The sequence below is a fragment of the Candidatus Eremiobacterota bacterium genome (assembly GCA_031082125.1).
Taxonomy (GTDB): domain Bacteria; phylum Vulcanimicrobiota; class CADAWZ01; order CADAWZ01; family Ess09-12; genus Ess09-12.
In genome coordinates this window covers 123,211-145,009 of record JAVHLM010000007.1, presented here as the reverse complement: position 1 = coordinate 145,009, position 21,799 = coordinate 123,211, and the positions used below count along the sequence as shown (strand labels likewise).

17 protein-coding genes are annotated in these 21,799 nt (G+C 54.9%); 7 read left to right on the top strand and 10 right to left on the bottom strand.

Features of this window, described 5'->3' with window-relative positions:
- Positions 1-12 precede the first annotated feature (12 nt).
- Positions 13-1,029 (top strand): hypothetical protein, encoded by a 1,017-nt coding sequence (locus RDV48_10120; protein ID MDQ7823137.1) that lies wholly within the window; start codon positions 13-15, stop codon positions 1,027-1,029.
- A gap of 26 nt (positions 1,030-1,055) precedes the next feature.
- Here RDV48_10120 and RDV48_10115 read toward each other — a convergent pair whose 3' ends face one another.
- From RDV48_10115 to RDV48_10080, 8 genes are all read right to left on the bottom strand, one after another.
- A complete protein-coding gene (locus RDV48_10115; protein ID MDQ7823136.1) occupies positions 1,056-2,750 on the bottom strand; it encodes an ankyrin repeat domain-containing protein in 1,695 nt (564 codons plus the stop codon).
- An 88-nt stretch (positions 2,751-2,838) separates the two neighbouring features.
- Positions 2,839-5,472: an AMP-binding protein gene (locus tag RDV48_10110; protein ID MDQ7823135.1), complete on the bottom strand. Its 2,634-nt coding sequence runs from the start codon at positions 5,470-5,472 to the stop codon at positions 2,839-2,841.
- Positions 5,473-5,556: 84 nt separating this feature from the next.
- Positions 5,557-6,969, bottom strand: a complete 1,413-nt coding sequence (locus RDV48_10105) for a hypothetical protein (GenBank protein MDQ7823134.1) — start codon at positions 6,967-6,969, stop codon at positions 5,557-5,559.
- Between the two features lie 103 nt (positions 6,970-7,072).
- On the bottom strand, positions 7,073-8,053 hold the full coding sequence (locus RDV48_10100) for a serine/threonine protein kinase (protein MDQ7823133.1): 981 nt from the start codon (positions 8,051-8,053) through the stop codon (positions 7,073-7,075).
- Positions 8,054-8,172: 119 nt separating this feature from the next.
- Positions 8,173-10,176, bottom strand: coding sequence for a hypothetical protein (locus RDV48_10095; GenBank protein MDQ7823132.1), 2,004 nt, complete (start codon positions 10,174-10,176; stop codon positions 8,173-8,175).
- 104 nt (positions 10,177-10,280) lie between these two features.
- A complete protein-coding gene (locus RDV48_10090; GenBank protein ID MDQ7823131.1) occupies positions 10,281-10,784 on the bottom strand; it encodes a hypothetical protein in 504 nt (167 codons plus the stop codon).
- A 138-nt stretch (positions 10,785-10,922) separates the two neighbouring features.
- Positions 10,923-11,630 (bottom strand): hypothetical protein, encoded by a 708-nt coding sequence (locus RDV48_10085; GenBank protein MDQ7823130.1) that lies wholly within the window; start codon positions 11,628-11,630, stop codon positions 10,923-10,925.
- 1,358 nt (positions 11,631-12,988) lie between these two features.
- A complete protein-coding gene (locus tag RDV48_10080; protein MDQ7823129.1) occupies positions 12,989-13,663 on the bottom strand; it encodes a transposase in 675 nt (224 codons plus the stop codon).
- A gap of 241 nt (positions 13,664-13,904) precedes the next feature.
- Between RDV48_10080 and RDV48_10075 the strand changes: the two genes are divergently transcribed.
- The 5 genes from RDV48_10075 (at position 13,905) to RDV48_10055 (ending at position 18,065) form a co-directional block, all read left to right on the top strand.
- Positions 13,905-14,147, top strand: coding sequence for a CopG family transcriptional regulator (locus tag RDV48_10075; protein ID MDQ7823128.1), 243 nt, complete (start codon positions 13,905-13,907; stop codon positions 14,145-14,147).
- Positions 14,132-14,467, top strand: a complete 336-nt coding sequence (locus RDV48_10070; protein ID MDQ7823127.1) for a type II toxin-antitoxin system PemK/MazF family toxin — start codon at positions 14,132-14,134, stop codon at positions 14,465-14,467. Before RDV48_10075 ends, RDV48_10070 begins: the two co-directional genes overlap by 16 nt.
- 446 nt (positions 14,468-14,913) lie before the next feature.
- Positions 14,914-17,268, top strand: a complete 2,355-nt coding sequence (locus tag RDV48_10065) for an HNH endonuclease signature motif containing protein (protein ID MDQ7823126.1) — start codon at positions 14,914-14,916, stop codon at positions 17,266-17,268.
- Positions 17,269-17,528: 260 nt separating this feature from the next.
- Positions 17,529-17,864 carry a hypothetical protein gene (locus tag RDV48_10060; GenBank protein ID MDQ7823125.1) on the top strand — a complete coding sequence of 112 codons (336 nt, stop codon included), beginning with the start codon at positions 17,529-17,531 and terminating at the stop codon, positions 17,862-17,864.
- A 42-nt stretch (positions 17,865-17,906) separates the two neighbouring features.
- Positions 17,907-18,065, top strand: coding sequence for a hypothetical protein (locus RDV48_10055; protein MDQ7823124.1), 159 nt, complete (start codon positions 17,907-17,909; stop codon positions 18,063-18,065).
- A 202-nt stretch (positions 18,066-18,267) separates the two neighbouring features.
- Here RDV48_10055 and RDV48_10050 read toward each other — a convergent pair whose 3' ends face one another.
- Complete coding sequence (locus RDV48_10050; GenBank protein ID MDQ7823123.1) at positions 18,268-18,468, bottom strand: type II toxin-antitoxin system HicB family antitoxin; 201 nt, start codon at positions 18,466-18,468, stop codon at positions 18,268-18,270.
- 138 nt (positions 18,469-18,606) lie between these two features.
- Between RDV48_10050 and RDV48_10045 the strand changes: the two genes are divergently transcribed.
- Positions 18,607-21,144 carry a YfhO family protein gene (locus tag RDV48_10045; protein ID MDQ7823122.1) on the top strand — a complete coding sequence of 846 codons (2,538 nt, stop codon included), beginning with the start codon at positions 18,607-18,609 and terminating at the stop codon, positions 21,142-21,144.
- On the opposite strand, the gene RDV48_10040 is transcribed toward RDV48_10045, so the two are convergent.
- Positions 21,067-21,786: a hypothetical protein gene (locus tag RDV48_10040; GenBank protein ID MDQ7823121.1), complete on the bottom strand. Its 720-nt coding sequence runs from the start codon at positions 21,784-21,786 to the stop codon at positions 21,067-21,069. The genes RDV48_10045 and RDV48_10040 overlap by 78 nt on opposite strands.
- Positions 21,787-21,799 lie beyond the last annotated feature (13 nt).

Sequence of the window (21,799 nt, the reverse complement as noted above, 5' to 3'; positions counted from 1 at the left end):
TCATAAGGGCACATGATTAAATTCCGCGGCACCCCTAAAAGCAGCGCCCTTCTTTACTGGATAGAGAACACTTCTCTTCAGAACAAGATACACTTTGCCTCATATCTCACCATCTCCCCGGTGGAGCTCCAGGAGTCCGACATGCTCAAGGCTGATCAGCTCAGCTTCATGTATCCCATCATGGTGCATGAGCCCATTCCTGTAGCAAATATTGAGAGGGTCATCAGCGAAGCCCGGGAGAGAAACGCCACCATAGTAGACTGTGGGAGGGCCACGGCCAAATCTGTGCGGACAAGGATGAGAAAGGCGCTCTCCGAGTACCTCAACGCCTTTATCTCGAGCTACCTGGAGATGGAGCAGAAAAAGAAGGTCTTCGTCACGTCCGGCCCTTCCGATCTCAACCTGGAGCACCTGAAAAAGAAGCTCAGAAAGACCGACAGCTCAAAAAAAGTGGCCAGGATCACCCAGCTCGTGGGCCAGTTGCGCCTCGGGCTCGAGAGGGACGCGGATCTCAATAATGTATATGAGATCGCAGGGGAGATAAGGAAGCTGAGGCTTGAAAGCGATCCCGACTTTGACCGCTTCCTGAACATCGTCGTCGTCCCAGGGGCTATAGCGGATAAGATTTCGGAGCTCTACATCAAGAGATTCACCAACCTTGTGGCAGAGAACAAATACATTGTCCAGGAATGCAGCGAGGACATAGAATCGTTCTTTACCCTCAAGAGACTCGATGAGCTCCGGGATCTCACCAGGAAGCACATAGGCGAGCACAGGACCGAAAAGGCCCTCCAGACCATCGAGCAGATTTATAAAATCAAGGAAAGCCAGCCCCCCTTCTGCAGCGGCGACGACCTGGACCAGTTCTGCAGGACCCTCGTGGAGCAGGGAGATCAGTACGACACCCTTTCAAAGATGTATATAGAAAAATATCTCCTCGTCATCGACAAGAAATTCATGGAGGCCGGAAAAATCCACAGGCAGATCCGCCACGAGGAAGAGAAGATCCGCCACGAGGGCCGGGGCTAGAGGGCCGGGGCTAGAGCGCCTGTCTGCTAAAGGAATTTTTTTCTGGCGACGGCCAGGGCATCGATGTTGAAAAAGATCCACTGATGCTCCCCTGTGGCACGGTGCTTCACTTCCATGAGATCGCATTCATGGCCGCCTTCGGCAACGAGGCTCTGGCCCATTATCTCGTAATCGCCAAGCCAGGGCATGAGGTCATATTCCTCCTTCACATCAATGACCCTGTAGGCGGTCTCTGCAGACATACCATCACCGGATTCAACGACGGCGCGCAGCAGGCCCCTGAAAATAAAGTGGTGACGGGCCTCAAGCTCCTGGAACCCCAGATCCCTGCAGAGGTTCGCCAGGAATAGATGGACAGTGAAGTCCACGTATTTCACCTTGAGGAGTTCTTTCATGATCTCAAGAGCCTCCGCCTGCCTCCCTCCGGCGGCGGCTTCGTCAGCCTGGCCGTTGAGGCGTTCACATTCGCCTGAATAGGGAGCGTAGTGGGAAGTTCCCGTGTAGAGGCGGCGAAGAAGCAGGAAGTCTACGTCCCTTCTTCCCTCTTCAAGGCTTTTGACCAGTGAGGCAAACTCTCTGTCATTCTTATCGGTCCGTTCAGATATCTTCACTGCATCCCACTCCCGAGGGGCAGACATTTTACCGGCGCCTTTCATAATGAGATACTCCATCATTTCAACGCTCCCCCGCTGTCTTGCAAGAAAGATGGGGGTGAAGCCCATATCGTTCACGGCATCAGTCCTGGCACCCCTTTTCAGCAGGAACTCGGCAAGCTTCACGTTGTTTTTTGCCGAGGCTGCATGAAGAGGGGTATTGCCTTCGGGGTCAGGAGCATTGACGTCGGCTCCTTTCTCTGCCAGGTACTCAACAACAGCATTCTGCCCTCTCCAGGCTGCCATCGCCATGGGCCCCTCGATATCCCTCACGCCCCTGATGATCAAAAGCTCCACCATGTTCATAAATCCACGGGCGGCAGCAAAATACAGGGGTGTCCCCGCATGGCTGTCGCTCAGGTCGGGATCGGCACCGTGGGTGAGGAGGTATTCAGCAATCTCGATATTACCCCTCATGGCCGCGCAGTGAAGGGGGGTAAGAAGACTGTTATCTGCGGCATTGAGAGACGCTCCCCCCTCCGCGAGAATCTTCACCAGCGCCATGGAAGCGGCTGAAACGGCGCTGTGGAGAGGCGTGGCTCCGTTATTCTCAGCCTCGTTCACGGAGGCGCCGCGGGAGAGGAGGAAGCGCGCCATCTCCTCGTGGCCGTATGTGACAGCCCAATAAAGGGGGGTGCAGCCCTGCAGGTCTTTCAGGTTTACCGGGGCCCCTCTGTCACAGAGAAACTCAGCGAGGGGCACTATGCCCTTGACGGCGGCGATGTGAAGAGGAGTACCGCCCGCCCTGCAATCCTTCAGCGCCACATCGGCACCTTTTGCCACGAGAAACTCCGCCACGTTGAGTCTTCCCTCGATGAGGGCTGCGTGAAGGGCCGTCATGCCGTCATCGTCGCGCTCGTCGATTCCCACACCATGGTCCAGCAGAACCTCGGCTGCCACCTTCATACCCATGGCTGAGGCAAGATGGAGCGCCGTACCCCTCTTCTCAGTCCTCGCACTGATGAGGCCGGGGCACTGCTTCAGCAGGCTCCTTATTACCTCAGCATCTCCTGATACGGCGGCGCCGAAAAGAGCCTGTGCCTTCTCAAGGTAAGCCTTCTCATCCATCGCTCCTCCTCCGGGGCATTTTTCGCTCTTCTTTATTCTACAAGCTGAAGCCTTCAGGGTAAACCAGCCATGCCTGTTTCTCTCATGGCTACCTCTCCTCCAGCAGTCCCCTGAGGACCTTGTAATCGATTTTCCCCGTCCCCAGCACAGGAATGCTCTCCAGCCTTTTCACCTCATCGATGCGCATTATCCCTTTCATGCCTTTTTCTGCGAGAATGGCATTGGCCTCGGCAAGGGAAATGTCCACGGCAGTGAAGAGGACCACCTTTCTTCCCCCGTCATATTCAAGGCCCTCAACGGCAACAAGTGGCCCCTCCTCCCTGGTGGCAGGATAGCGCGCCGAGAATGGCTCTTCAAGCGCCGGGAGGGATATCATCTCGCCGCCTGCTTTTAGGAAGCGCTTCAGCCTCCCGCAGAAGGTGATGAACCCCTCACTGTCAATGAAGACAAGATCACCTGCAATGTACCAGCTTTTTCCCTCGAGTTCCATGAAAGGCTCAAGCCCGTCGGAAGCGAGGTACCCCGAAAAAACACTGGGCCCGCTCACAAGGAGCATTCCCCTTTCTCCAGGGGGAAGAGGCCTGAAGCTCTCAAGGTCCACTACCTTCACCTCGACACCGGGAGCGGCCTTCCCTATGGTCCCCTCCTTCATGCTGCCGGGGCAGTTAAGCGACACTATGGGTGAGCACTCAGTGATCCCGTAACCCTCGAAGAGCACAGCCCGCGGCGCCATCTCCCCCAGCTTCCTGAAGAGGGAGGGAGGGCATTTCTCTGCACCCGTCACGACCGTGGCAAGGCTTGCCAGTTGCCCCTTGCCTGCCCGCTCAAGGATATAGGAGAGAAATGTGGGGGTGCAGTAAAGTGACGTGGGCTTATAAGCGGTAATCTTCTGCACAAGAGCTGCCGCATCGGTGGGATCGGGGTGATGGACCACCTTGATGCCCGACAGAAGAGGAAGCAACAGGGTGGCCGTAAGGCCGAAGCTGTGGAACGGGGGGAGAATGGCAAGGAGGCTGTCATGTCGTGTGGGCTTCAGGGCAGCGAGGCCCGACCTCGTGTTTCTTAAAAGGTTCCTGTGAGTGAGAGGGACAGCCTTGGGAGCCTTCTCTGAGCCGGAGGTGAAAAGGACCACCGCCGTGTCATCGGGAGAAGAGGCCTGGAGAGCCCTGAGGAGGGCGGCGCCGGAAAGCCGGACCTTCATAAGCGCAAAGAGTTGCTCCCCTATTCCTATGCTAGCCTTGATATCCTCCAGATACCGCATGGAGGGCCCTTCAACTTTTATCGCTGCGCGGTCTACGAAGGCCCTGCTTGTGACTATCACCTCAAGCCCCGTAATTTTTGCCCCATGGGCCATGGCGCCGGGGCCCGTAGTCCAGTTCAGCATGACAGGAAGCATCCCCGCCATATGGGTGGCGAAAAAGACTGCCGCGCAGGCCGTTGAAGAAGGGAGAAGGATACCTACTGACTTGCCGGGTAAAGCCTTGATTCTCCTTGACAGCAAGAGCGCCGTGATGAGAAGCCTTTCATAGGTGAGAGCCCCGCTCGCATCGTCGGCAGATGCCATGTCGTCCCTGAGGGCCAGAGCCGTTCTCACGAAAGCTTCCTGGATGGTCTCTCCCCGGATCTGCTCAAGCTGCGGCTTTCGGGGTTCCCTGAACCAGAGGGGAGGAGCGGGTCTGACCGCCTTCCTGCCCCTCTCGAAAAGCCCTTCAGCGAGGGCGGAAAGCTCTCCGAACGTGGCGGGGACCTTGCTGCCGGCGAAGCCGAAGCGCCCCTGCACAAGGAGCGAGACCTCCATCCTCCCCAGGCTGTCAAGCCCCAGGTCCTCAAGCATTGTTCCGGGGCCCAGATCGCCGCCGCCGATGGCTCTCCCGAGATACTCTTCAAGCATGGATTTCACCGCTTCAAGAGTGGCGGGCCTTATCTTCTCGAAATCCACTGTTGGCTCACTGATGAGAGCGGGAAATTGATAGGACCGCGGGGCCAGGAAGGCATGGTAGGGGACATAAACTGGCTCTTCAGGCCCCGGGGAATTGTACCATTGATCAAAGAAGGGGTTCACCTGTTCCTTTTCGAAGCCTGGCAGTGCCGAGCGCTCTATTTCCTCGACCGTCACCTCGACTTCACGGCGCGGGCCGAAAAACACAAGGCTGGTGATAAGAAATCGCAGGCCCGCCCTGAGGCAGCGGGGGATATCGGGGTTCCTGCCGTTATAGGCATAAGAGAACATGCTCCCCCACATGCCCCTGGTTCTTATCACGACAATTCTCGCATCGGGCACTGCCCTGAGGATCTCTGCGAGGGCGCTCGCTCCGCCCAGGCGCTCGTATGGCTGGCGGTAGATCTTGCCTGCGGGCCACATCACAATATTTTCTCCCGATCTCAGGCCCTCAATGACCTGCTGTACCGCCTTTCCGGCCCCTTCCCTGGCTTCAGCCGAGAGGTTCTCCATTACGGGCACCTCGACGGCGTCCAGGGCCTTCATAATCCAGCGGAGGAGCGGGTGCTGGAAGTTGACGGAGTAGAGCATGGGACGGACGCGCAGCACAGGCCACAGGGTGGCGATGGTAATGACCGGCTCGGAGAGGGAAGGGTGATTGGCAAGGACCAGCGTTTTAGCCAGGTGGCCCTTCACCTTCTCAAGGCCCGTAACCCTCACGCGGTAGCGGAGCGACGCGACACACCGGGCAAAAAGAGAGAGGAGCGTTCTCAAGATATCCATGAAGGGGAACTTTCTCAGCGGGACCTGCAAGTTCCTCTCCCGGGAAGCCCGATCCCCTCTCATTCCCCTGTGACAGATGGTGCCTTATTTTCTTCGTTTCAGCCTGACCCCCCTGATGGAGAGCACTTCGTCCTCCACTATCAGGGAGCCTTTTCCCCGGGGCTCCGACTGTCCTGCTCTTTCCAGCATGGCCTTCACCTCGCCCAGGGGGTTCTTCACTTTTCTCCCCACATAGACCTCTGCGAGCTGGCACATCACCTTGAAGGTAAGCCCGGGGTCCTTGAAATGCTCCGCCGCGCCCACTATCTCCTCTGCGATCTTTCTCTTTTCTCCGGTGACTGAAGGGTAGGAGAGAATAGACCGGAAAGCCATGCCAAACAGCGTGATCTTCTCCCCTGCCCCGCCTCCTGTCGAGGTGGTCATCAGGGCCGCCCTGGCGGCAGTCTGATCCCGGGGCTCGCCCGTTGATGAGGCAAGTGAAGCAAGCACCGTCTTTGAAAATATGAGGGCCGGATGTCTGTCAGAAGCGGCATCCATTGCCGAAAGCCCGAGTGCCGCAAGTCCCTTTTCCCCTTCAGATGCGCCGGGGCTCTCCTTGATTGCCGTAAAGGAGCGCGTCACCACCTCGCCCACGGCGTTCATCTCGTTGAGAAACACATCGGGGTATGATTTTAAAGCGGACTGCGCGATCACGGCGCTCACTTTCCCCTGGAAGGGAGTGCCGATGCATTCCAGCAGGGAATTCGCGCATGCGCCGCTTTCCCTGCCCGGGCTGCATTCCCCCGCTATCACGGCGCCGAGGGCGGCCAGCTCATGCTCCTCCCGGGAAATGCCGGGGCTTGTGCTGATCGCTTCAAAGGTCTCCTTGAGGACCCCGGCCGTCCTGCTCCAGTCGCTTATCTGCTGAACGGGGACGGCAGTGGTGCGAAGGACTGCCCGGGCGATATGGACCGCACAGGGTAACGGCAGGGGCTGCGACATGGCTCCCATGACATAAAAGGCTTCAATGAGGTGCTTTTCTTTCAGCATGGCCCGGCCGAACTCCGCCATTGCCCTCTCCTTTTTTGACGCGGAATTCATCTGGAGCGTCTCAAAGCCGTCCTTGAGAATTTCAGGCCTTTTGTCCTGTTTGTATTTGCTGGGTCCCGCAGAGAGAAAGGCATTATAGGCGGTATCTGCAATGGCGGCAGTGAGCGAAGCGCCTGGAGCACCGGGAAGTGAGGCGGAAAGTGCATCCATGAAGACATGGGAAACGGCAACGGCAAGCCTGTCGTCCGGCAGTTTCTTCTGGAGCCGCAAGGCCATGGCAGCGATTATCTTCTCGTCGATAGTGGTCTCGCTGCTCTCCGAGACGGCCTTGAAGCCATCCTCAAGGAGCTCCCGCCTCTGGCTTCCCTTCTTCTCATCAAGGGCCCTTTCCTGTTTCAGGCACCGGCCGGCAATGGCTCTGCCGCTCCGGCTTGCGGAGAGGGCTGAAGGATTCTGCAGAGAGTCCATTGACATCCCACTTTCACACAGGGTATTCATTCATGGATGATATCACGAGATACAGCTCTATTTTACCTTAAATCGGAAAAAAGCTCAAGAAAAGGTCCGCTGGCTACATGAAAAGCTCGAGCTGGGCTTCGAGCTCCTCGAGCTCCTCTCTCCAGTAAGACCGCGAACCGAAGTCATGGAGGACACGGACGAATGCCGGATCCTTCTGGCGCGCAGCGAGCCAGGCGGCATAGCGGATGTAGCGAAAGGCCCTCAGCGGTTCCACCAGCTCCAGGCTCTGCCTGTCGAAGGGGCGCTGCTTTTCGTAAGCCTGCACCAGTGCCTCTCGCAGCGCAAGCGCCTCGGCATCGCGGCCGGGCACCATCATCCAGAAGTCCTGGACAGGGGGCCCCATGGTCATATCGTCAAAATCGACGACGAGGGGCCCTGTGGCACACCAGAGCAGGTTCCCCCGGTGAAAGTCTCCGTGGATGCGCCCCCCGGGCGTGCCCGCGATACGCGGCGAAAGCCAGTCCATGAGTTTTCGCGCTGACCGCTCGTATCGGCTCCAGATATCGGGAGGCACGGCACGGGCAAGTACCGCAAGATCGGCATTGCCGAGGGTGTCGGGGTTCCATACGTGACGTTGAGGGGAGGAGCGGCGGAAACCGACAGTATGAATGCGGGCGATGAGTTCCCCCAGCAGAGCGATCTTGCCGGCGTCAAGTTCATCGGGCGGGGAGCCCCTGTGGTGGGGAAAGACCGCAAAGTAGATTCCCGCCGTGGAGCCCAGCGTGCCTGACCCGCCCTGCGTAAGCGGGAGCGGGGGTATGACGGGAAGTCCCTCATCGTGGAGATCTTTCAGGAAGAGATGCTCTTCCAGCAACGCGTCTCGGGAATGACGCTGCGGCCGATAGAACTTCGCGACCCATCGCTCTCCCTCTTCGTCCACGACAGAAGCCACGCGGTTCTCGAGGGAGTTCAGAAAACTGACGGCAGGCTGGCAGTTTATACCCGCGGAAGAGAACGCCTCGAGGATACGGTCAGGCGTGAGGGCATAAAAGTACTCGGTGAGCTTCGACGCATTGGAATCTGATTTTTGCATTCCGGCCGCTCCTTGTGTCGCCAGGATAACTTCTCTCCCTATGATACCATACCCGGCTCCCCGGGAAAAGATCCATTTCATTCTCCCGGCGATCCTCCTGCTATTCAGGAGCCCGCTTCTCAATGGCTTTTGCTCTTCGCCGCCAGGTGCAGGAAAAGGAAGCTTGCCGCGTAAAACACTGCCACGAAGATTACCAGGTTCCTGTACCCGAGCACCAGGGATGTGTATTCAAACATTCCGCCGAAGAAAGAGCCCAGGATGTTGGAGGCAAGGGCTACCACAGCGGTCCCCGTCTCTTCCCTGAAGGTGGAAGTGAAGATGAGATTCGCAAAGAAAATAGGAGAGAAAAGCATCAGGCTCGAGAGAATATAGCGAAGCACAGGGTTTCCGCTGAGGAGGCTCTCGAGGGGCAGAAGATAATTGAGCAGCAGAATTCCGAAGAGGACGGCATAGAGCAGCCACATTCTCTCGATCCTGAATCTTTCCGATACCCAGATGGCCAGCAGTACCATCGCGAGAACGGCGAAGAACACGAGGGAATTCACCATCCAGGTGCTTCCGAAGATGAGAGAGAACCGCACCACGTTCATAGTCTCCAGAAGCATGAAGGCCGCGCCCAGAAAGAAGAAATGGCCGCTGAAGCCCCGCAGGGTCCCCGGTGGAGAGGCCAGCAGCACCATACCGACACCGAATGCTGCAATCATCAACAGAGAGAAGATGAATATCGGGGGAATGGCTGCCCTCTTCATATAGATGAAGGGCCAGTCGTCGGTGGCAAGCTTCAAGGATGAATCCATCTTTTTATCAGGTATCGGCGATTTCAGATCCTTGATCTTATCGCCTGCCATGAAAACGGCTTCCTTGCTTTCAAAGACCTGGACCTTGGGCGCATACCCGAAGACTTCCCTGAGCATGCCCGCCAGCTTGTCGATAAGCCAGTCTTCTCTGTAATAATTGTATAACACCATAAGCCCTCCGGGTGCCAGGCGCTCCTTCGCGCTCGCCAGGGACTCGACAGTGAAGAGATAGCTCTCAAGCCTCAGATTCGCGAATGATGAGGTGAGCGTCAGCGAATCGGGGAGGGCAAAGATTATCAGATCATACAGGGACTTATCATTTTTGAGGAATGTCCGCGCATCACATATTCTGACCTCAGTTCTTGAATCAGAATACGGCTGCAGGGGATGAAAATGATATCCCAGCATGTAAATGACCGGATCAATCTCGACAGCGGTGACCTGCTCGACTCCATACTTCAGCGCAAAGGAGGTGTCCGTTCCGCTGCCTGCCCCGATGATCAGGGCCCTCTTGAAATGGTTATTATTGTATGAGGTATAAGGAATGTGGTAAAAGGCCTCCTTGCTTTCTATCCTCTGCATTGTCTGGTGCCCGATGTTATTTACATTCAATTCTTTTCCCCCGTCGGCAAGTTCACGCATGGTAATCTTGTAATAAGGGCTCCAGATGCTTTCTTTCTGGAGGCAGAAGACGCTGATGCAGATCAGGCTGAGAGCAGATAAAGTAAAGAGGATTTTCAAGGGCTTTCCCCGTTCAAGCAGCAGCACGATAACAGAGATAATAAGGAACCATAAGAGCGGCGAAGCGAGAAAGTAACTTAAGATTGAAAAAATGGCTATTCCGGCCAGGCTTGCGCCGATATTCAGAGCGTATGCCTTAAGAGGCCTGAACCGGCCGAAGAGCTGTCCCATTTCCTGGCTGAGCATTGCCATCATAAAGGTGACAGATACGAATACGAAAGGCAGCAGGTAATAACTTTCAACCTGCTTATATTCCTTTGCATGGTGCTGAAAATAAAGGGCATCGTTCGAAGTAAGCATGAAATCATATTTCATGAAGGAGACAAGTATAATGAAGCTGAGGAGCGTGTGCGGGAAAAGAGAGAAAAGCTGCCATTTTTTTTTCGCCGCAAGAAGGCCGACTCCCATTCCCAGGAAACATGAGAGCAGCACAAAGTTGGAAAAATAACTCAGGTATCTTATATAAGCGGGGATCCATCTGATGCAGACAAGCTCGAAGAAGAGCACAAGGAAGCTAATCAGAAAGAGGCGAGCGGAATCATTTGCTATTAAGGGAGTCCCTGTCTGAGATTCTGGCTGGCTCATTGCAACACCCTGTCATCTTTTCCAGCATCGGTTCGCCGGAACATCGGCCAATCCCTCCCCATGCCGAAATGAGGCCGGCTCTGCAGGGAACCAGCATACTGTTCCTATTTTCCGGTGGCTTTGTGTGTGGCTTTCTCAAGCTCCGCCGCTCCGTATTCTGCCATTTGCTCGGCAAGCAGGAGATATCCATGGGCCCGCTCCGCCTGCACGAGGCTTTTCTTTATAAACTCGGCATCGAGGTTCTCCAGGTTTTTTTTCAATTTACCCAGGACCTGCCGGTAGAGCATTACCCCCTTTTCCGCATTCGCCACGGGCTGTTCCACCACCCTGCCCACTTCAGCAGGCACCTCATAGAGCCCGGTGGATCCGGCATCTTCCTTGATACCGGCCTCAATTGCACCCAGTACTGAGAGCATATTATCAATGACCCTGAGATACACATCGGGGGAGATTTCCTGGTTTGCCATCTCCTCGCTGGAGCGCACGAACTGCATAAAATGAGCTCCGAAGGACTTCCCTTCACGCTCCTCGCCCTGGAGCTTGAAATTACATTCACTGCAAAGCTTCTCATCGAGCGGATAAGTTCTGCCGCACTTAAGGCAAATCATGGCCACCACTCCTTGTCACTTAAACTGCGTCGGCATAAAAAAGTGAGAGGCAGCCTGTGCCTCATCCCTCACATTCCCATGCTTATTTTAAGAGTCTCTCTCGTTTTCCTGCCATCGAGCGGTTTCCTGCCCCCCCTCTTATCTCCCGTTGACTAAATGTGTCGCCGTATTCCAGAGAAATCTCGCGGGAGCCGTGGCCGCATCAATCCCCAGGTGGGCGCCTGTCTTGAGGGCCGTCCCTGTGTTCCCCACATTTTCCTTGAAGTTGATCCATCCCTGCCCGATAAGCTCCGATGCCAGGCCGTGTTCTCCCTTTGCATATTCCTGCCGTGATTCAGTACGATCCATGTCGGCGTTTCTATGGCGCTGGGCTATTTCCTGGCCGCCTTCTTTCACATGCCCCACCGAATGGTTGACAGTATCTGCCGCACCGTCCACTGTCGCGTGTCCTGCGTTGACAAGGCCTATTGCCGGGGCTGCAACTCCTACATCGAAAGCTGCTTTTGCGCCAGTCGATAGCACTGTCGCGGTATTACCCACATTCTCCCTGAAATTGTTCCAGCTCTGGTTCACCACTTCACTGCCGAGCCCATGCTCGCCCACTGCATATTCATAGCGCGACTGCTGCCGGTCCCCCTCAATGCTCCGGTGCCGGCCCGCAATTTCATCGGCGCCCTCCGCAAGGTCATTCTTGAGAGGAGCATAAGGATCAGGATATCCCGTCTCCTTGGGCTTCTTTCCCTGCAGCTCGAGTGCCCTCTGCTCCATCAGCTGCATATCAGCCTGCTGCATCTGGGCCATTGTCATAACGCTTGATGAGCCACCGCCGCCTACTCCGCCTATCATATCCTTTACCTCCTTCGAGATTTTTCTCTACTATTTATTGTTATCATCAGTCACTGATCATATTTTACCAGAATTATATTTCCGATATGTGAACAAAAGGTAAATAGATCGTTAATCCCGAGATACACTTTCTTGTCATATTTCACTGACAGCGTTCGGAATTTGCAGGCAGTCACCAAGTCCGCTGCAATCGAAGAATATTTTCCTCATTGATACTACCTGGTTATCTTGTTGCCACTTGCATCACACCAGGCAGGCGCTGTAGAGAGAGGCCAGGGGAATTCTCCCGGGCAAACAGATTCTGTCTGTGTTCCTGTGCACCCATAGGGACAGAATCAAACGTTTGCTGAAGAGGAGAATGTCCCCTGTCCTCCTGCTGTCTTTCCTGTGAATTCATAAAAGAGAAGGGGAACGCAGCAAAATTATTGGTGCATAAAGAAAAATCCGAGCAGGAGGGGTGGGTCTGCATGTGAAAGGCGAACGCTGATATGGATGGGCCTTGTCAAGAGGCACAAAAAGCGTCCCAGGAACTCTTCGCTTTTTCTCTCATTTTATAAATATTTGCACTCACGTTGTGGATACTGTGAGCAGGTCGAAGACTTGGTCAAGTGATGAGTATAACTTGTGGGCAGCTTGCTGTCCATAAGTTATGCACAGAACGGCAGTATCCACAATCTTTTTCTACATAGATAACACCTCTTGTTTTTTATTTGGGAGACGGCACGGATGCTTCGACGATGAATCACTCTGATATGCGCGGGTCAACGATGTTGCCGCATTTTACCACGTTCGTCGAGGAACCTTGAAACTATCCGCGTGAATCAGTTCAATGACTGTCACATAACGTTCTCGAGGTTCCTGCTTTCGTACCGTGCCATCCCCCAAACATATAATTTAGGATTATGACTTATGCTGCTAACTTGTGAGCCTTTTCCTCTTGAAGTTTCTTCATCATTGCCCAGATAAAACCGGCCAGTTCGCGAGCCACTGCTATCACAGCAATTCGAGGACTTTTTTGTCGCGCCAATTTCCAGTATTTTCGGCAAAGTCTTTCCTGTGCCTGGATTACTTGAGAACTAACCAGGGCGGCATCCCAGAGAGCTTACTCACAATATTCTCAATCCTAACAGGTCTCGAATAATGCCAGGCTGCCTGGACTAATACATGACGACAGTGAGAATTCCCTGTTTTTGTAATATGACCGCGTTTTTCAATACCACCCGATGAATACTCAGAAGGCACCAGACCAAGAAAACTCATGTAGTTCATTGCTTTTGGAAATCTATTAAAGTCACCTGTTTCCAGAAGCAAAACCATGGCAGAATAGATATCAATGCCTCGATAGGCAGATAGATACCTCACTTTTTCTGAGTACCTGGGTGTTCTTGATACTTCTTCAATCCGCCGGTCAATTTCATTCTGACGCTGGAGTTTGAACTCCAAAAGCACGAGGTATTCCTGGAAGAGCTCACGATCGAGAGAGTAATCAAAACGAATGGAGCGGAGCCACTCCCAGTGACATCTTGTCCGATGGGCTTTACCTGATGTATACCGAAACCTTTTCGCAGGAGAAATTTCAATACATAATGCTTTGATTGCAATATTTCTTTTCGCAACACATCTCTGTATCTGAGCAGATCCCTCACAGGCTCATCTTTTTCATCAGGAATCGCGATGAACGTAAGCTGATCAGAGAAGCAGAGATTTGCCAGCTTTTCAGCATCGCGCCTGTCGGTTTTACAGCGATCTCCTGGTCGTTGAGGAATCATTGCAGGTGCTAAAATCTTACAGGTGTGACCCCAACGCTCAATTTCTCTCTGGAGAGCATACCCCATGCAACCAGCTTCATAACACGCCAAGACTTTTCCATTCAATTTTCTTTCCAGTTGCTTAAGATAGTTCTTGAGTTTTTTCAAGTCATTCGAAAACTTTTCCCCGCCAACAATTTCACCAGTTGCTCCAGATATGCATGCCGCAACAATCGTTTCCTTATGGACATCCAACCCGACATAGAGTGTGCTATAATTATTCATGGGACTGACCTCCTTTAGATTACTCAACAACTATTTCAAGTTGTTTGTGGCTCTGCCTTCCTGGTAATCCACGTTAGTTTGGGTCAGTCCCTTGATTTTTCCACTCCATATTCTTTCTTACACACAATGGATAGGCACTGACCTGCCCATCCATTGTAACTATCGTATGACATTGCATAGTGGCTCTATGATTGACAAAGAAAGATTGGGTTGATAAAATAGATTACCAGAGGTGATTTGTGTGGCCAGTGCTAAAATTGCTATCACATTAGAGCATGAATGCCTTAAAGAAATAGATTTATGGGTATCGGAGGGCCTATATCCCAACAGAAGCAAAGCAATCCAGGAAGTTCTGAAAGAAAGAATTGCACGGTGGCGGAAGAACCGATTGCAGAGCGCCCTATCACAGGTTGTGCCCGAGGAAGAGAGAAAGCTCTCAGAAGAAGGATTTGACGCGGTGAATAAGGCATGGGAAAAATACTGAGAGGTGATATATTCTGGGCAGATCTTGATCCCGTCAGGGGAAGAGAACAGGCGGGCAAAAGGCCCGTCCTCGTGATAAGCCAGGATATCTTCAACGAGAGAAGCGGTACGGTCATAGCATTGGCGGTCACAAGCAGGGAGCCCGCCGCCGGCTTCCCTTTGTCATACAGACTGAGCTCCCATGGTCTTACGAGGCCTTCCTGGGTGAAGATCGGCCAGATAAGAACTTTGTCCACCGACCGGCTGGGCAAAAAAATCGGCACTGCAGGCTACGAAGAGTTGGAAAGCATTATTGAAGGCCTGATGGATATAGTCGGATAGCATCATGCTCCCCCTCAGTATTAAACAAGCTTTTTCATTCATTGAAATCATTAGAGCTTCATTCGCTGCCATATAGGTGTCAGTGAAAAAGTATGATCATAATATTTAGGTTTTCCGTGGAGAAAAGTGACAAGGACTCCTCCTTTGGGGAGAAGTCCCTTTATTTTTGGGTTCAGGAACATGGGATCATGGTTTCCGCTGTCTTATAAAATCTTTCCCGCGCAAAAAAACCTTATGCCCGGCGACAGACTGGATCTGAAACGCGGGGAAACCGGCCTGGTCCTTCACTGACTCTCGCTTCATGGCATTCAGAGTCATTTTTGGCCTTTCAACCTCTTCCGGGCCCTCTGGAGGGCATCCTGTGACGGCATTTTATCCTCTCTGTGATAAGGTTTGAGAGGGGCAGCCTGTTTGATGTTTTTTGGCTGATATGCTATGATACAATCATGGATACACATGAGACTCGTTCCGTTACTGCCCTGTTCCTTCCAGATGAAGAAGAGCTTCTTCACCTCGGTAATCCATTGTCTTCTCAGGATTACGAGGACATGCTGCTCCTGCCGGAGCCTTATGAGCTTTCCGCGGGAGGGCCCTGCAGGCCGGAGCACCTCGTCAAGCTCACCAGGGAGGGCCTCATCCCCGAAGCGGAAAAGCTCACCGAGGATATCTCCTTCGGCTCAATCGACAGGGATGAGCGGGCAAAGCGCATTGATTTTCTGCTCTGCGAGGCAGTCCGCGGCCGCCTGGCACTTGATCTTGCACTCGGCGGCCTTCTCGTCACTCTTAAAACGAAAGGGGTTGATCAGTTAGGATACCGCTCCATGGGCACCTTCGCCACGGAGCATCTCTCGTTCTCCGGGCGCACCGCATCGGAGCTGATGCACAACTTCGATCTCCTCAAGGCGCTCCCCCTCACCCGGGAGGCCTATCTTGAGGGCAGGATCGCGAAGAGCGCTCTCAGGCATCTTTCGAGGGTCATCATGCCCGAGAACGAGGGTGAGTGGCTCGCCATTGCCAGTGGGCGCTCGCTGTGCGGCCTCGAGCAGGAAGTGAAAAGGGCCCTCGCTGAAGGGAAGGCCGATGGGGCTCCCGGTTCTGAAGGAAGTCTGCGCGCAGCGGGCGGGGCGTGCGATGATGCGCACGGTGACGAGGCTGAGGGCACGATGATGTATTTCAGCGTGCCGCCCTCCCTTGCCCTCACCTGGGACTTCGCCCTCTCCCTCTTCCGGGACAAAGAGCACTATGACGGGCCTGTCTCAGGATTTGTCGAGGCTCTCCTTGCGAATTTCCTTGCCTCAGGGGAAGCCGCCCCGGAGCTTCCGGCCCTTGATGCCAAGGGAAATCGCCCCCTCTTCTCACGGGTGCCCCTCATGAAGAGAAGGATGGGAAACCGGCGTGTGAGCGATCCCGATGAGGGTGTCGGGAAGGCCTTCGGAAGCCCTTCCTGCGGCGCTCCCTGGGAGCTGCCCTGGAGCATCCATTTTCCGTCGTGGCTGGAAGAGGCCCGGTCCGGCGGAGAATACGCCGGGGTCTCCGCCAGGGCGTTTGCGGGCCGCCTCCGGAGGGCCGCCTCCATCCGCCAGAGGCTTGACGTGGCCGCGGGAATGCTCCTTCGGGCGATGGATGATCGGCAGCTCCACCGCCTTCTCGGCTATGAGTTCATCGAGGACTATGCAGGGGAGCGCTGCGGCTTCTCGATGGCGCAGACCCGCCAGCTCATCAGGCTCGCCGAGGGATTCCGCCGCCACTCCCTCACCGAAGACGCCTTCAGGAAGGGCGTCATCACCAGGGAGCAGGCGCGCCTCATTCTCCCCCTGGTGGACTCCAGGAATGAATCGCAGTGGATTGCCTATGCCGCGAGCGTGCCCACGGCGGACCTCAGGGAAGAGGCGGGGCGAGTTGCCAGGATCCTTGAATATGACTGCCTGGTCTCCCACAATTATACTTTGCTTCCCGGCCTCCGCTATCTCACCGACGAGAGGTTCCGGGGCCTTTCTCCGGAGGTGCAGGACTGCATACGTGATGGCTCGTGGTATAAGGGCCCCTCTCTTTGCTCTTCGTGGCCTCTCGCGTCAGACGACGAGAAGCTCATTGCAGGCCGCGACAGGCGCTTTGATGCGCCCTGGAGGTACTTCAGCGATGTCGATGAGATGATGGCCTCCGAGGCTTCCCTTGAAATTGAAAGAAATTCGAGGCTGTGTGCGGGGCAAAAAGCCCGGCAGATCTGTACCATCCCCCGGGGCGAGAATCCCGAGGAGACCTTCCTGGTGGACATCCTCACGGCGGGAGATCCCTCGCCGGCGGCAGGAAGCTCCATGATGATAAAATTCTTTCTCCCCCGGGAGCTCCTTGAAATCTGGAACCTGGCGGTCCATGCCTTTCTCGGCCGCCTTGCCCTCGCGGAAGCAGCCGACAACCTGGGCCAACCGGAAGAGAAATTCCTTGCAGCCCTCCTGGCAGACTACATTGTCACTGAGGGAACCTTGAAAAAAGCGGCCCATCATCACAAAATCCTGAAGCGCGACCGGTTTCGCTGCCAGACCCCCGGCTGCCGGTGCCGTCGGAATTTGCACGTGCATCACATCATCAGGCGCTCCCAGGGCGGCACCGATGACCCCTGGAACCTCATCGTGCTCTGCGAGGCCTGCCACCTCCACCTCCTCCATGGCCTGCGGACCCTCACCGTGAAGGGCAGGGCGCCCTATGATCTTACCTTCACCTTCGGCTCCCTCTCGGAAGGCACTCCCTTCCTGGTCTATCAAAAGGGAGTCCTGGCGGGCTCCGGCGATTCCATCACTTAATCTTACTCATGCGAGCCCCCTCCTCTCAGGCTCATCATTATGCTTATTTAATGCCTTATCCTAAGTCTGAACTATCCCGTGCTCCCTGCAGAATCTTGGAAAATGCTCCGCTATTCTACACAGAGCCTCGGCTGCGGCCTCAATGCTCTTCTCCCGGCACCTCACCACCTGTTCATTATAATCGCCGCCGGTTATAGGCATCGCGAGAAGGCAGACTTTGTCGAGCCGCTCTCTATAAACATCCACACAAGCACAAAGTCATGTTTTCGCAACGTTCTGAGAACATCATGCGCACCTTCAGAGTCATCTTCCTCGCCATGAGTAAGCTCAATCCTGAGGTGATCGCTCGAGAGCCTTCCAGAGAAATAAGCTTTCATTACCGCATGGACGCCGGCAAAATTATCCAGGTTGCCTTCAACCACCCCATCTTCAAGACGCCTGAGCGTGTGGGAGTAAAAGCATGTATCGGCGTGGCAGGAAAATACCAGCATGGTGATGCCCTCTTCAGTGACCCATTCCCCTTTACAACATCAGGTAATCCGCGCATTTCACGCAGGTTTCCAGATGCTTGGCGAAGACGCGGTATTCAGGCGTGAGAATGACTTCCCTGTAAATAAAAAGCCTTCTTATGACCCTTCTTGAGAGCTCACAGTATCCTGCAGATGATGCTGGACAGCCTGGAGCGCTATATAGATGCCCCTTCACAGGAAAAGATGGCGGAGACGCTCGATCTCCTCCTTCAGAGCATGGGACACATCAGGACCATAAACACAATGCTCGACAAAGCTTCGGGTTAAGCCCGCCGCAAGCAGGAGAATACTTTAAAAAATAATATCCCTCTTTGTCAGGCCAGAGAGATTGATTGAGAGGATTCAGTGTCCAGGTCTTACAGATCACCTGGCGATATACCGGTCTTCTTTGCAATACGCGCCAGCATCCGCGGCCCGATCTGAAGCAAAGCATTAAGAAGCTTTTGTGCCTTAACAGACGGCCATTTTATCATGACGCTATGGCAAACATATGGCCAAGCTCCGGGATGGCCTCTCCATGATCAAGCCTGTCAGCCAGCACACGTAAAGCCAGTGCTTTCACACTGCGGATAGCTTCCTGCCTGCTTTGACCATATGCCATCACTCCGGGGAGCTCCGGTATTTCAGCGATCCAACGGCCATCTTCTTCCGTTTCTATCTCAATTCTCATGGTGACCTCCTTGTCTGCCGGACTAACAATGCCTCACCTCAGGGACATCCCGCACCTCTTTCAATTATATCATGAATGAGAGCGATGAATACAGACTTCGCTTGCAAGACTTTTCCCCCCCGCGGAGAAACATCCTTTATGAGCCACCGCCTACGGACAGGAATCTACCTTGCAGCCATCGCCCTTCTCGCCGTGCTCTTCTTCTCCGACTTCATCTTCGGCGGGAAAGCCTACCTCGCCACGGGGCTCATCTCCAATGACCCCGTCTTCGGCGGGATGCTCCCCGATGAGAAATGGAACTACCAGCTCGGCGACATCATCGCCTACGGCTACCCTGCAGACTTCTTCTACAACAGGATGTGCCACCAGGGCCGCACGTGGCTCTGGAACCCCCACTCCATGTGCGGCTTTCCCGTCGTGCCCGACGCAAGGGCCGGCCTGTTCTACCCCGTCAAGATGCTTGCCCACCGCCTCCTCCCCGTGGAAAAGGCCCACGGCCTCCTCATCTTTATTCACACGCTCGTCGCCGGCATCGCCATGTTTTTCCTGGCGCGAAGCTTCCAGTGCTCACCCTGCGCCTCGCTCCTTGCCGCGGTGATATGGATGTTTTCAGGCCTGGCGACGGGATGGCTCGAGTACGGTGACATCGCCAACGTGAACGCCTATTTCCCCCTGGCCTTTCTCTTCTTCAGGAAAAGCATCATGGAGCAGAAGGCACGGTACGCCGTCATCACGGGGATGATCCTGGGAGTCTACCAGCTCGTGGCCCTTCTCCAGTATTCCCTCTACTTCGCCCTCTTTTTCTTCGCCTACGGCCTCTTCATGGTCTTCACCGGCTCCACGAGCCTGAGAAGATGCGCCCTCTCCTTTCTGCTTACAGGCCTTTTCGCCTTCGGGGTCTCGGCGGTACAGACCCTCCTCTCCGTGGAGATGCTCAGGTACACCCAGCGTGAAGCCTTCACGTGGAATGAGGTCTTCCAGCTTTACTCGGCGCCCCTCTGGACCTTTCTCCTCACCTTTCTCTGCCCCCAGGCGCTGGGAAACCCCGCCCTGGGCCTCCACTTCTTCGCCAGGGGCTCCATGATGTACCATGAGACCTGCTGGTATATCGGGATCCTCTCCATCCCCTTCGCCGTAGCAGGTATCCTGTCATGCAGGGCAAGGGAGCGTCTTTTCTTCGCCTTCGCGGCCCTCTGCGCCCTTCTGTGGGCCGGCTGCACCATCTTTTACTACCCTGTCTTTACCTTCCTTCCCCTCTTTAACAAAATGATCCCGGGAAGGTTCATATATCTTGCTCTCTTCTGCCTCTGCATACTCGCCGCCTCAGGTTTTCACCGTTATTTCGAAGAAAAGGAGGCACGGAAGCCCGTCACCTCCACCGTGATAATCCTCCTGGCCTTCTACGGCATATGCTTCGCCACAGTGCTCCTCTTCCAGGCCATCCCTGGCCTCTTCATCCCGCTCCTGAAATGGGGATTCCCCCGCGTGCAGTATTCCTTCACCTGCGGGAGAGGCCCCGAGATGTACCTTGAATATATGAAAGCCATCGCCTCTTATTACAGCCCAATGAACCTCTGGCTGTTCCTTCCCGCCATTATCCTCGCGGCAGGGGCGCTTGTGCTCCGCGCCTTCCAGAGAGGCTCGCTTCAGGTGAAACTCGCATCACACCTGGCATTGTTCCTCGTGATGGCGGATCTCGGCCTCTCAGGAATTCTATATATCCCCGTCACGGAAAGAAAGGCCCCTGAGCCCACTCCTCCTCTCAGGTATCTCATGGCGCAGCAGGGCCCTTTCCGCGTGCTGAACCTTGCGTCTCCCGATCCGAACAATCTTTTCCAGGTTTTTTCCATAGATGACGCCGGCGGCGGCCAGTCACTCTACCCCTCATGGTTTCAGCAGCTGATGAGCACCGTCGAGTCAGGCTTCAGGGCTCAGGAAAGGGTCATATTCGGCAACGTGGTGAAGATGACAGGCTATCAGTCGCCCGTCTTTTCAATGCTCAACGTGCGCTACTTCATTCTTGAAAAGCCCCTCCCCGGGCCTGACAGCACACTCAGGGAGGTCCTGCGTGACAGGGTTGTCATTTATGAGAATCTGGCGGCGCTCCCCAGGGCATATCTCGTGAAGGGTTTCAGGGTGGATTCCCGTGAAGCCATATTGAACCGCGTCTCTTCGAAGGACTTCAGTCCTGAAGAGACCGCCTGTCTTGAGCATGAGCCTCATTTTTCAGCTGATACCCCGGCAGCAGAGGAGGGGACAGGGACTTCCATTGAGGAATACGCTCCCGACATTGTTACTATCACTGCTCACTGCAGTGAGAAGTCAATTCTCTTCATATCCCAGGTCTTCTACCCCGGGTGGGAAGCAGCCGTTGACGGCAGGCCCGCTGAAGTATTGAAGGCCAATTACGCCTTCCAGGCAGTGGCGCTGGGAAAAGGAAGCCACCGCGTGGTCCTCTCCTTCAGGCCGACACTCTTCAAAAAGGGAATTCTCATCACGGTGGCGACATCATTGACGGGCCTCCTCTTACTTCTCCTTGCCCCGCGCGGGGAAAGGCCTCAGAAAAGCCCGCTGCAGCCAAAAGGGGAAAACTCCTCCTCATCGGAAGAAAAAGAGGAGGTAAAGGTTGAAAAGGCCGGCGGCGAGAAAGCAGAGCCCCAGCAGCAGGAGCCTTGACCAGGCCCGGCGGTGAAGAAGGGCGAAGGCCTCGTCGGAGCACCTCACGACTATAAGGGGGGATTTCCTTGAGAGGCCGATGCTCCCCCTGCCGTCTCCTGCTGATGGACAGTACGTGCCAAGGACCGTCACCGGCTCTTCAGGCTCCAGGTGCTCCTCTATGATGGTCAGGGAGCTCCCTTTGCGCATTGCTTTTTTTTCCATAAGATCCCTGAGCCTCGCAGCGGAGTCAGCAGAGAGATCGTCTTCGCTCAGAGTGTCATGCCTTATGATGAACCTTCCCCCGAAAGGCTCAACGAGAACGGCGCCAGTGGGATCTTCCACCATGAAGACCGTCTCCTCTTTCCCTTCCACAGTCTGTGTTGACGGAAGGAAGGAGCGCCTCGTGAGCACTCTGTATTTGCAGTATACGCACTCCTTGCCGGTAAAAGGCCCCGCCAGAAGAGAAGCGGAGGGCTTTACCGTGCCTTTTACACGGACCCTCCGCTCTTTTCTGTCATTGAGATTTATTACGGACTCCACGGCGAGCCTGAAATACTCCCGTGAAACGCCTGCCACCTCGCGGGCTCTTTCAAAAAGCGATATGCCGAAGCCCACGAAAAGCGCCCCGAGAAATCCCACTAAGATCTTTACCAGCTCCACAGGAAGGCTTTCC